The 12,031-nt window shown below is 65.3% G+C and carries 8 protein-coding genes; all 8 read left to right on the top strand.

Features of this window, described 5'->3' with window-relative positions; translation table 11 throughout:
* The first annotated feature begins 25 nt into the window (after nt 1-25).
* Complete coding sequence (locus tag NYR97_RS04350; RefSeq protein ID WP_074058305.1) at nt 26-745, top strand: hypothetical protein; 720 nt, start codon at nt 26-28, stop codon at nt 743-745.
* Between the two features lie 158 nt (nt 746-903).
* Nucleotides 904-1,545, top strand: coding sequence for an HAD family hydrolase (locus NYR97_RS04345; protein ID WP_316696841.1), 642 nt, complete (start codon nt 904-906; stop codon nt 1,543-1,545).
* A 918-nt stretch (nt 1,546-2,463) separates the two neighbouring features.
* Entirely contained in the window at nt 2,464-4,482 is a 2,019-nt protein-coding gene (locus NYR97_RS04340) for a methanol/ethanol family PQQ-dependent dehydrogenase (protein WP_345784966.1), read from the top strand.
* Nucleotides 4,479-6,254, top strand: a complete 1,776-nt coding sequence (locus tag NYR97_RS04335; protein ID WP_316696839.1) for a quinoprotein dehydrogenase-associated putative ABC transporter substrate-binding protein — start codon at nt 4,479-4,481, stop codon at nt 6,252-6,254. Before NYR97_RS04340 ends, NYR97_RS04335 begins: the two co-directional genes overlap by 4 nt.
* A 37-nt stretch (nt 6,255-6,291) precedes the next feature.
* The gene (locus NYR97_RS04330; protein WP_316696838.1) at nt 6,292-6,945 is read left to right on the top strand and encodes a c-type cytochrome; all 654 of its coding nucleotides are present in this window, start codon (nt 6,292-6,294) and stop codon (nt 6,943-6,945) included.
* Nucleotides 6,942-8,024, top strand: coding sequence for a beta-propeller fold lactonase family protein (locus NYR97_RS04325; protein ID WP_316696837.1), 1,083 nt, complete (start codon nt 6,942-6,944; stop codon nt 8,022-8,024). Before NYR97_RS04330 ends, NYR97_RS04325 begins: the two co-directional genes overlap by 4 nt.
* A 35-nt stretch (nt 8,025-8,059) precedes the next feature.
* On the top strand, nt 8,060-9,166 hold the full coding sequence (locus NYR97_RS04320; protein ID WP_316696836.1) for an S-(hydroxymethyl)glutathione dehydrogenase/class III alcohol dehydrogenase: 1,107 nt from the start codon (nt 8,060-8,062) through the stop codon (nt 9,164-9,166).
* A gap of 151 nt (nt 9,167-9,317) precedes the next feature.
* Nucleotides 9,318-11,609: a TonB-dependent receptor gene (locus NYR97_RS04315; RefSeq protein WP_316698012.1), complete on the top strand. Its 2,292-nt coding sequence runs from the start codon at nt 9,318-9,320 to the stop codon at nt 11,607-11,609.
* Nucleotides 11,610-12,031: the final 422 nt, after the last annotated feature.

The raw sequence follows: 12,031 nt of genomic DNA, 5'->3' as shown, positions 1-12,031 counted from the left end.
GTTTTCACGCCTTCCGGAGTCGACGATGAAGTATCTGCTGAGCGCGGCCCTGTGCGTCGCTGCATTGAGTGGCTGTACTGACCGCGAGGCACAACGTCAGGCGCAGGAGACCGCGCAGGCACAAGCCAAGGAACAGCAAGCCGATGCGCTCGCCAAGCAATACGACGAGGCAGTGAAGGCTGAAAACTGGGATATGGCACGCGCGCATGGCGCCGCCTTGCTGGAAGGCTACGCCGGCACTGCTGCGGCCACGCGCATCGAGCCCGGTTACGCCGACATCAAGGCCAAGGGCGAGCAGGCGCGCGAACTGCGCCGCATGCAGGCGTTATGGCAGTACTCGCAGGTGCCGGCCAAGGGCGGCACGCAGCGCTCGGCGATGATCGATGCCAAGGACCGCGTGGACGTGGACGGGAGCGGCCCGAAGCCGGTGAGCCTGGTGTTCCGCGATCACCCGCAGTGGAAGCGCCATAGCTATCTGGTGCTCAAGGCCGGCGACTTCAACTGCTACAGCGGCTGCAAGGTGCAGGTCTCGGCCGACGGCGGCGCAGCGCGCCCGATGGCCGCGCATCGCCCCGACACCGACGAAGCGATCGCAATGTTCATCGACGACGACAAGGCGCTGTGGAAATTGGTGCGCAATGCCAAGCGCGTCAGCATCGCGTTTCCGGTGAAAGCCGGCGGCACGCGCACCGCCGAGTTCGAAGTGGGCGGGCTGGATAACACGCAGATGCCCGGCTGGAAGTAGACGCCACTGCCGACCGCGCGGCACATAGACGCGCGGTCGGTGCACTGCATCGGCGTGTGCCGTGCGTCTATCCTGGTGATTGCGCAAGCTGTGCTTTCGCCTGACGATCGCCTGCCGTGTTGCGTTCACCACTCTCACGTCTTCGCACGTATGCACGTATGGACTGCATGACCATCACACAGACATCTCCCGCGTTGTTCGACTACCGCCACTGGGTGTTCGACATGGATGGCACGCTGACCGAAGCCGTGCATGATTTCGCATTGATTCGACGCGCGCTGGACATCCCGCCCGAGGCCGACATCCTGCATCACCTGGCATCGCTACCTGCCGACCAGGCTGCTGCCAAACACGCCTGGCTACTCGAACACGAGCGTGAGCTCGCACGGACCGCACGCGCCGCGCCCGGTGCAGTGGAACTGGTGCGTGCCTTGCAGGCGGCCGGATGCCAACTCGGCATGCTTACCCGCAACGCACGCGAACTGGCGCAGGTGACGTTGCAGGCGATCGGCCTGCACGATGCATTTGCCTGGGACACCATCGTCGGCCGTGACGAGGCCGCGCCCAAACCCGCGCCCGATGGCCTGCAGTATTTCGAACGACGCTGGTCGGTCGACGGTGCGGCATTGGTGATGGTCGGCGACCACCACAACGACCTGGCCTGCGGTCGTGCCGTCGGCGCCTGCACGGTGCTGGTCAACACGCCGGGTGACCCCTGGCCCGGCTTTGCCGACTGGCGTCTGGAGGATTGCACGCAGTTGCTGATGCGGTGGAAGGCTGGCGTGGTGTCTCGCAAGTAGGCGAAGCGTGCGGATGGATCGATTGCGATGCAGAGCTCTCCGCGTTGTCTTTGAATGACGATGATGAGCGACTCCGCATCGCGGAGCTTGCCCGATGTATTCGATCGCAATGGCAGGCAAGCGGAGAAAGCGACTCGCCCCACAGAGCGTGAAAGTTCGCAGGGGGCGTTATCGCGCAACGTCAAACGTCCACATGGCTAACAGTGACCCTCGGCCAAGAAAATATCGATGCCGACGACGTCGGATGCATAAGTCCAAATGCATGGCATCGACCGGCAGTGCTTGCCGACCAGCAGGCGCGAACAGTGGGAGCGCGGTGTCGTATCCGGGTGCGGGACCGTGTGGCGGCATGGATGCCGCCACCGAGCCTCCACGGACGGATTCACGGCGTGTCCCGCTCCCGGATGCGGCGCCGCGCGCAGACCAACCCACACACGCAACGTCTGTCCGGCTTGTGCGAATGCTTCGGCTCATGGAGGGCGCTTGCACGCGTACCGGCGTGGGACACGCCGCAAGTACGTCCGTGTAGGCTCTTACGCGGCATCCATGCCGCGTAAGGTCCCACGCCGGTACGCGCGCAAGCACCGCCGTTTATGGTCGGCGTCTGAAGCAAAAGCGGGAGGGTGACTTACCTGCCGTGCGTTGGAACCATGGAAAAACCGAACCATCTGCGCCACCGATGTAACAGCACGCCCGGTGCAAACTGTGCCAAAACCGTGACAGTGCGCCTCGCTCAAGCGACTGCCATCACAGCAAAGCCCCGCTGCCCCGACATGGTGCATCGCACCAGCACATTGGCATGGCGTTTGCTCTCTTCTCCCTCGACGTTTCCGACGTCTGCGACGCAACTGGCTGCAACAGTGCTTGTGCTGCGGATGTTTCAACCGACTGGTTGTTCAATCGAAGGGGTAGACGCATATGCATCAATCTTCCTGTCGCAGCATTCGCAGCGGTGCGCTGCTCATGCTTGCGCTGAGCGCCGCGCTGTCCGGCTGTAAAAAGGACGCCGCCACCGAAACTGCAGCGCCCGCACCGGCAGCCGCCCCCGCCGCTGCGCCGCCGGCCGCCGCCGTGGTCGACACCGATGGCGAATTCACCACCAATGCCAGCAACCCGGACAACTGGGGCGGCATCGGGCGCGACTTCGCACTTACCCGGCACAGCCCGCTGGCCGAAATCAATCGCGACAACGTCAAGAATCTCAAGATGTCGTGGGAGATGAAGACCGATGCCACGCGCGGCCACGAAGGCCAGCCGCTGGTGATCGGCAGCATCATGTACATGGTCAGCGCCTACCCGAACAACGTGTTCGCCATCGACCTGGCGGCGCAGGATGACGGCGGCAAGGTGTTGTGGAAATACACCCCGCAACAGGACGAACGCTCGGTGGCGGTGGCGTGCTGCGATACGGTCAACCGCGGCGCCTCGTATGCCGATGGCAAGCTGGTGTTCGGCAGCCTGAGCGGCGATGTGATCGCACTCGATGCCAAGACCGGCAAGGAAGTGTGGAAGCAGAAACTCGGGCATCCGGACAAGGGCGAGACCATCACCATGGCGCCGATCATTGCCGACGGCAAGGTGATCGCCGGCATCAGCGGCAACGAGTTCGGCGTGCTCGGGCGTGTGGCGGCCTACAGCCTGGCCGATGGCAAGCAGGTGTGGTCCTGCGATGCGGCCGGTACCGACAAATCGATCTGCCTGGGCGCGGATTTCAACAAGGCCAATCCGCAGCATGGTCAGCTCGGCGATCTGGGCGTCAAGACCTTTCCCAACGACGAATGGAAGCGTGGCGGCGGTGCGGCGTGGGGCTGGTACAGCTACGACCCGAAGTTGAAGCTGCTCTATTACGGCACCGGTAATCCCGGGCTGTGGAGCCCGTCGTATCGCTGCGGCAAGACCTCGCAGGAGGAATGCAACAACGGCGAGCATGACAACAAGTGGTCGATGACCCTGTTCGCCCGCAAGATCGATACCGGCGAAGCGGTGTGGGGCTACCAGAAGACCCCGTTCGACCAGTGGGATTACGACGGCATCAACGAGCCGATCCTGGTCGATCTGACCATCGACGGCAAGCAGGTTCCGTCGGTGGTGCAGTTCGATCGCAATGGCTTTGCCTACGTGCTCGATCGTCGCGACGGCACCTTGCTGCGCGCGCACAAGTTCGTGCCGGCCAACTGGGCCGAACGCATCGACATGAAGACTGGCCGCCCGGTCAAGGTGGCCGCGCATTCGCCGCTGGAACGCGGCAAGAAAGTGCAGGCGTTCCCCTCGGCCATGGGCGGCAAGGACCAGCAGCCGTGCTCGGTGGATCCGGCCAATTCGGCGGTGTTCTTCTGCGGCACCAACAACTGGCACATGGAGCTGGAACCGCAGGAACGCGGCAACACCATGATGGGCCTGCCGTACGTGTTCGCCAACGTGATGATGAAGCCCAACGAGCCGGGTGCGCTGGGCATCGTCAAGGCGTTCGATGTGGTGGAAGGCAAGTCCAAGTGGGAGATCAAGGAGAAGTTCCCGGTGTGGAGCGGCACCCTGGTCACCGATGGCGGGCTGGTGTTCTACGGCACATTGGATGGCTGGTTCCGTGCGGTGGACAAGGACACCGGCAAGAAGCTGTGGGAGATGAAACTGCCCTCCGGCATCATCGGCAACCCGATCGCCTACAAGGCCAATGGGCACCAGTACGTGGCGGTGTTCTCCGGCATCGGTGGCTGGATCGGCTTGCCGGTGGCCGCAGGTCTGGACCCGGCCGATCCGTATGGCGCGCTGGGTGCTGCCGGTCTGGCATTCGGTGCCGGTTTCGACAAGATCCCGCTCGGCGGCATGGTGCACACCTTCCGTATCGACGGCGCCGGCAAGACTGTGACCGCCAGTGCCACCGCCACTGCGGCCGCAGGCGGCGGCACCGCCAACGCCGCAGCGAAGACCGCACGATGAGATCCAGGCAAGGCGTTGCAAGCGTGCATCGGCAGTTCGCTGCCGGTGCGCGTGGCATGAGCCGGCAGCTGCGTCAGCTGCTGGTGCTTTGCAGCCTCGGACTCGTCGCCGCAGGCTGCACACGCGAGCCGTCCTCACCGACGGCTCGCGCTTCTGATTCCGGTGCGGCGCCCACAGCGGCGCCTACATCCACTGCAGCGCCAGCCTCCGCGCAAACGCCGGCCAACACGCCGCCACCTGCGCCCGATCCCACGGTGCTGCGCGTCTGCGCCGACCCGGGCAACATGCCGTTGTCCAACAAGGCCGGCGAGGGCTTTCAGAACAAGATCGCGCAGGTCGTGGCCGATGCCATGGGCCGGCGCCTGGAATACGAGTGGCGCACCTACTACCAACGCGGGTTGGCACGCAGCACCATCAATGCCGGCCGCTGCGATGTGTTGATGGATCTCAACAGTGATTTCGAGCAGGGCCTGACCACGCGCCCGCTGTATCGCTCGGCGTATGTGCTGGTGACGCGCAAGGGCTTGAATCTGGTGCCGACCTCGCTGGACGATCCTGGGCTGAAAAAACTGCGGCTGGGCGTGTTCCAGAGTTCGCCCGCACGCCAGGCGTTATACGAGCACGGCATCAGCGGCGATGTGCAGTACCTGTTTTACGACTCGGCCACCGCGCCGGAAGAACATCCCGGCAAGCTGGTCGAACGCGTCGCCGCCAATGAACTGGATGTGGCCGAATCCTGGGGCCCGGTGGCCGGTTATTACGCGCAGCGCAGCGGTCTGGGTTTAGTGCCACTGAACACCGTCGACGATGCGGTGCTGGAGTATTCGATGGCATGGGCGGTGTCGCGCAAGAACGCGGACCTGCGCGATGCGTTGAACACGGCCATGCAACAGAGTGCGGCAAAGATCGCGCAGATCCTGCGCAGTTATCACGTGCCGCTGGTGCGGTGTAGCGACTGCGTGGTGGCAGGCGATCTGGCATCGCACGGGCCGTATGCGACGCCGACGCCAGCGCCGAAAGCGCCGAGCCCGGCCGCGTCGTCGCAGGAACTGGCGCAGCTGCAACTGCGCATCGCCGACGGTGCCGACCCGAACCAGGAACTGGCGCATGCGCTGGATGCCGGCGATGGCGTGCGTGCGGCGTGGCTGTTGCGGCATGGCGCCGATGCCAATCGTCCCAACCTGCTCGGCGAGCCGCCGCTGCATCAGGCGATCCGCAATCAGGAACCGGATCTGGTCAGCCTGTTGCTCGATGCCGGTGCACGCCTGGATGCGCGCGATAGCAGCGGCTGGACCGCGTTGATGAAGGCGGCCTGGGCCAACGATGCCGACAGTGTGGCCAAGTTGCTGGGCAAGCGTGCACCGGTGGACACCGTCTCCAGCGATGGCTGGAGCGCGCTGGAGTTGGCGGTGTCCTACGCCGATGTCGGCGTGGTGCAGGCATTGCTGGCAGCGGGTGCGAATGTGCGGCGTGCCAATCCCACCGGGTTCACGCCGGTGATGTTTGCGGTAGCGCGTGACGACCCGGCGATTCTCGATGCGGTGCTGGCACGTGGGGCCGACGTCGGCCACGCAAACCAGGCTGGCGTCACCGCATTGATGTTGGCTGCAGCGGCCGGGCGCGAATCAGTGGCCAAGCGCTTGTTGGCGGCCGGTGCCGATCCTGCCGCACGTAATCGCGACGGCAAGACCGCCGCCGCATTGGCGCAGGCGCGCGGCGACACCGCGCTGGCCACGCTGCTCACGCAGACCAGTCGTCCGTCTCGGCAATGACTTCGGCAATGACTGTGTCACCTGCCGCGTGCACGGGGTGCGCGGTGTTCCCTCCGATCAGAAAGGTTCGTCCATGCGCAAGTCCACTGTGGGTTGTTTCGATCGTTCCATGCGCGCACCGCTGTGCGCGTTGATGCTCAGCGTGGTGCTGGCCGCGTGCGGCAAGGAGGCGCCGCCAGCGCCGGCTTCTGATGCCGCCGCACCGCCGGCTGCCAGTACGCCTGCGCCGGCCACCGGTGCCGCTGCGCCTGCGCCTGCAGCGGCGACCGCCGGGGTGCCCAACCCGGCCGCTGGGCCTGCGCCGGATCCGGCCACGCCACCGGCGCCGCCGGCTGCGGTCGTGCCGATTCCGAAGGGACCCGAGGTCAAGGTCACGCCCGAGCTGATTGCCGAAGGCAAGAAGATCTATTTCTCGGCCGGTTGCAACGCCTGTCACGGCGGCACCGGTGGCGGTGGCATGTGCCCGCCGTTGACCAACGACATCTGGGTGTATGGCAGCGACGACGACACCTTGCGCGCGCTGATCAGCGAAGGCACGGCAGCGATGATCACCCACGGCAAGACCCGCGTCGGACATGAAAAAGTGGTTGGGCAGATGCCGCCGTTCGCGCCGGTGCTCAAGCCGGGCGACACCGAAAAACTGCTCGCCTTCATCCATTCGATCAACAAGACCGCGGGCAAGGCGCAATGAGGTCAGCGCTGATCAGGGGGCAGCGCGTCTATGTCGCAATGGTGCTGGGCGCGCTGCTCGCAGTGGCGGGCTGCCAGCGCGACGCTGACGCGCCTGCGTCGCGCGCTGCACCGGCGGCGAACACGGCTGCTGCGAGTCCTGCAGATCCCGCAGCCCCTGCAGCAACACCGGCGCCATCAACCCCCCCGGTGTTTGCGTATGTGCCCAATCAACGTAGCGGGACGGTGTCGGTGATCGACACGCACACCGATACGGTGGTGCGCACGCTCAGCGCGCAAGGGCAACTGGGCAAGCGTCTGCAGCAGCTGTTGCCGGGCCCGCACGGGCATCTGTATCTGATCGATGCCGAGCATCATCGTTTGATCGAGCTCGATACCGAAAAAGATTCTGTGCTGCGCAGCGTACAGATCGGCGAGAACGCCGAAGGCATCGCGTTGTCGCCGGATGGCAAACAGTTCGCGGTGTGTGTGGAAGGACAGAACCAGGTGATGTTGATCGATGCCGCGCAGTTCAAGCTGCAGCAGGTGATCGCCACGCGTGGGCAGGCGCCGGAGCATTGCGCCTACACGCCGGACGGGCAGTGGTTGCTCACCAGCAACGAGGGCTCCAACGACATGGACATGATCGAACTGGCCACCCGTCAATCGCGCGGTGTGGTCGCCACCAGCGGCCATCCGCGCGGCATGGCGTTCGCACCGGACGGGCACAGCGTGTACATCGCGCAGGAAACCGCCAACGTGGTGGACGTGATCGACCTGAAAACGCGGCAACGCCGCGCCAGTCTGCCGGCCGGTGTGCGCACCGCAGGGGTGGCGTTGTCGGCCGATGGCACCCGCCTGTACGCGTCCAACGGCGGTGCCGGTACGGTCAGCGTGATCGATACCAAGACCGCGCGCAGTCTTGCCGAAATTGCGGTCGGGCTGCGGCCGTGGAATCCGGCGCTGACACCGGCCGGCGACAAGCTGTATGTCGCCAACGGGCGCTCGAACACGGTGAGCGTGATCGACACCGCGACGTTGCAGCAGATCAAACAGATCCCCGTCGGCGAATTGCCGTGGGGCGTGGTGATCGCGCGCTGAGCGGCGGCCATGCCGACGCGCGCCAGGGAGGCCGGATGAAGACACGCGCTGCGGTGGCATGGGGTCCGCACCAGCCGCTGACCATCGAAGAGGTGGACCTGCAGCCGCCGCGGCCCGGCGAGGTGCTGGTGCGCCTGGTCGCCACCGGTATCTGCCATGGCGATGCGCATGCATTGGCGCACGGGCACGCGAGCAGCTTTCCGGTGATCCTGGGGCAGGAGGGCGCCGGCATCGTCGAAGCCGTGGGCATCGGCGTCACCAGCGTGCGTGTCGGCGATCACGTGATCCCGCTGTACATGCCCGAATGCGGCGTGTGCAAGTTCTGTCGCTCCGGGCGCACCAACCTGTGCCAGGCGATTCGCAGCAGCCAGGAGCGCGGGCTGATGCCCGATGGCAGCAGCCGGTTTTCATTGAACGGACGGCCGATCCTGCATCACATGGGCACCAGCACGTTTTCCGAATACACGGTGTTGCCCGAGATCGCGGTGGCGCGTATCCATCCGGATGCACCGCTGGATCAGGTCTGCCTGCTCGGCTGCACGGTCACCACCGGTGTCGGCGCGGTGCTCAACAGCGCGCATGTGCGGCCCGGCGATTGCGTGGCGGTGTTCGGGCTGGGCGGCATCGGCTTGTCGGTGGTGCAGGGCGCGGTGCTGGCGCAGGCCGGGCGCATCATCGCAGTGGATATCGATCCGGCCAAGTTCGCGCTGGCGCGTGCCTTGGGCGCCACCGATTGCCTGGATCCGTGCGACTACGGCGCACCGATCCAGCAGGTGATCGTGGACCTCACCGACGGCGGCGCCGACCACAGTTTCGAATGCGTGGGCGATGTCGGTGCAATGCGCGCGGCACTGGAGTGCTGCCACAAGGGCTGGGGCGAGAGCGTCATTCTCGGCGTGGCCGACGACACGCAGGAAATCAGCACGCGGCCCTTTCAGCTGGTGACCGGGCGGGTGTGGCGCGGCAGCGCGTTCGGCGGGGTGAAGGGGCGCAGCGAGCTGCCTGGCTACGTCGAGCGCTATCTGCAAGGCGACATCCGGCTGGCGCCGTTGATCACGCGCACCCTGGCGCTGGACGACATCAATCAGGCGCTGGCGGATCTGCGCGCAGCGCGCGGCATCAAATCGATCGTGCTTTATTGAGGGAGACGACATGAGGTCGACGCATCACTTACTGGGGTATCGCAGCACACCGCCGCTTCGCGCCGCACGCCATGGCCGCGATGCATTGCAACGACATCGGCTTGCCTGCGCCTGCGCAGCGCTGCTGTGCGCTGGTACGATCGGCACTGCAATGGCCGAAGACGCGCCGCAGGTGACCTGGCTGGACCGCATCGAGGTCACCGCCACACCGATTCCCGGCACCACCATCGACGCGGCGCAGTTGCCGTACATGGTGCAATCGGCCACCAATGGCGAGCTGTCGCGCGGGCGCAGCAACAACCTCAGCGATCTGCTGCAGCGGCGCTTTCTCGGTGTGGACGGCAACGATGTGCAAGGCAGTCCGTTCCAGAACGATCTCACCTTCCACGGCTTTCGCGCCTCCGCCTTGCCGGGCGCCTCGCAAGGGGTATCGGTGTATCTGGATGGCGTGCGTTTCAACGAACCGTTCGCCGATATCGTCAGCTGGGACATGCTGCCCGAGTCGGCAATCAATGCAGTGACCTTGATGCCCGGCTCCAATCCCTTGTTCGGGCCGAACACGCTCGGTGGCGCGGTGGTGCTGTCCACCGCCTCCGGTTTGACCGCACCTGGATTGCAGGGCGAGGTAAGCATCGGCAGCGGCGCGCGCAAGCGCTTGGACGCCAGTTACGGCCTCGCCAGTCAGGACGGGTGGCATGGCTTTGTCGCAGTCACCGGCTTCGACGAAAACGGCTGGCGCGATGCCTCCGAAGGACGTCTTGGCACGCTGTTCGGCAAGGTAGGCAAGCAGGGCGAGCAGACCGATTGGAGCCTGTCGGTGCTGCACGGGCGCAGCCGTTTGATCGGCAATGGCCTGCTACCGGATATCCGCTACACCGACGATGGCCCCCAGCCCGGCTTGTATCGCGCCGACCGCCGCTCGGTGTACACCTCGCCCGATCTCACGCGCAATCGCAATACGTTGTTCACCGCGCAACTGGACCATCGTTTCGATGCGGACACCGCACTGCATGCACTGGCCTACTCGCGCGTGGGCCGCCGCGACACCGTCAATGGCGATATCGGTGAAGACTACGAAGAATTCGTCGAAGAATGCGCCTCCGGTTACGACGCAGACGGCAACACGCTGGATGCCGATTGCGATGTGGCACGCGCCGATGCCGGTGCATTGCCCACCGGCGCGCTCAACACCACTCAGATGCGCCAGGAAGCGCAAGGGCTTGCGCTCAACCTGAGCAAGCAATGGGGTGTGCATGCGCTCAGCACCGGGGTCACTTTCGATCGCGGCCATGTGCGTTACCAGCAATTCGCCGGCGATGGTTGGGTGCAGCCAGACCGCTCGGTCGCTGCCGATCCGGATGCCGAGCGCGCGTTCTTTTCCGGCGTGCGCGGCAGCACCAAAACGCTGGGCGTGTTCGTCGCCGACACCTGGGCCTTGGACGATGCAACCCATCTCACCGCCGCAGTACGCTGGAACCGTGTGGTGGTGGACAACATTCTTTCCACCGCCGAAGACGGCGACCGCCCGCGCGAGCGCTTCGTCTATGCCAAGGCCAATCCGTCCCTGGGTTTGACCCACCGGCTCGATTCGGGGCTGACGGTATACGGCTCGGTCGCGCAAAACAGCCGCGCCCCAACGGCAATCGAACTGGGCTGCGCCGATCCCACCCAGCCGTGCCGCTTGCCGACCGGCTTGCAGGCCGATCCACGTCTGGAGCAGATCATCTCGCGCACGTATGAACTCGGCGCGCGCTGGACGCCATCGGCCAACACCAATGCCACGCTGTCGGTGTATCGCGCCGACAATCGCGACGATATCTTGTTCCTGCGCGCGCCGGATACGCAGTTGGGTTACTTCGACAATGTCGGCCGCACCCGGTATCAAGGCGCGGATCTGTCGCTACGCCTGCGCAGCGGCGATTGGCAGTGGTCGGCCGGCTACAGCTTTCTGGATGCGACCTATCGCAGTGATGGCGAATTGCTCTCCGGCGAGCGTGTAATCACCTTGCGTCCCGGCCTTCGCATCGCCGCATTGCCGCGCCACAACCTCAAGCTCGGGGTGGAGTGGCAGCGCGATGCGCTGACCTTGGGCGCCGGTGTGCGTGCGGTTTCCGGGCGCGTGGCCAGCGGCAACGAGGATGGCCAGGTCGACAACGCCGAAGACGGCGAGCCCGCGCCCGAGCGCATCGACATCGGCACCGCCGGCTATGCGCTGGTAGATCTGCAGGCCCGTTGGAAACTCGGCGAACGGCTGTCGCTCTTTGCCCGCGTCGACAACGTCTTCAACCGCCGCTACGCGACGTATGCGGCAGTGGCCGAAGACGTGTTCCCCGATGGCGAACTGGCGCGCCCGCAAGATGCACCAGTGGAAACCGGCCCGGCCCGTTTTCTCGCGCCGGGTGTACCACGGCAGTATCTGATCGGCGTGCGCTGGGCGTTATGAGTGGGGCTGGGATTGGGGATTCGTGATTAGGGATTCGTAAGCCGTAAGCCGTAAGCCCCTCTCGTCATCTGGATGATCACAAGCCGCGCTGGTCGGGGCGCGGTGTCCTCACCGCTCGCGGGACACGCCGTGAATCCATCCCTGGAGGCTCAGTGGCGGCATCCATGCCGCCACATGGTCCCGCAATCGGCGAGGACACCGCACCAGAGAGTGAGTCGGTGGTCGTGTGAAAAGCTGCTCGTTGCTCGGGTTGCATCGGGACGATGATCAGAAGCGACGCTACCCGAAACAACTCGCGTCATGCTCTGCTTGCAGCCCTGCACACCGACCATCTCGACTGGTCCTTGCCCGCCCACCGTCGCGGGACCTTACGCGGCATGGATGCCGCGTAAGAGCTTACAGGGACGTACTTGCAGCGTGTC

The organism is Xanthomonas hydrangeae, from assembly GCF_032697525.1.
GTDB lineage: Bacteria > Pseudomonadota > Gammaproteobacteria > Xanthomonadales > Xanthomonadaceae > Xanthomonas > Xanthomonas hydrangeae.
The sequence above is the reverse complement of the archived record's forward strand: the minus strand, read 5'-3'. Positions and strand labels throughout refer to the sequence as shown.

Excerpts from the sequence above, each read along its gene's own strand:
- NYR97_RS04345 (WP_316696841.1), top strand. The coding sequence starts at position 904 with ATGGACTGCATGACCATCACACAGACATCTCCCGCGTTGTTCGACTAC.
- NYR97_RS04325 (WP_316696837.1), top strand. The coding sequence starts at position 6,942 with ATGAGGTCAGCGCTGATCAGGGGGCAGCGCGTCTATGTCGCAATGGTG.
- NYR97_RS04320 (WP_316696836.1), top strand. The coding sequence starts at position 8,060 with ATGAAGACACGCGCTGCGGTGGCATGGGGTCCGCACCAGCCGCTGACC.
- NYR97_RS04335 (WP_316696839.1), top strand. The coding sequence starts at position 4,479 with ATGAGATCCAGGCAAGGCGTTGCAAGCGTGCATCGGCAGTTCGCTGCC.
- NYR97_RS04350 (WP_074058305.1), top strand. The coding sequence starts at position 26 with ATGAAGTATCTGCTGAGCGCGGCCCTGTGCGTCGCTGCATTGAGTGGC.
- NYR97_RS04315 (WP_316698012.1), top strand. The coding sequence starts at position 9,318 with ATGGCCGAAGACGCGCCGCAGGTGACCTGGCTGGACCGCATCGAGGTC.
- NYR97_RS04340 (WP_345784966.1), top strand. The coding sequence starts at position 2,464 with ATGCATCAATCTTCCTGTCGCAGCATTCGCAGCGGTGCGCTGCTCATG.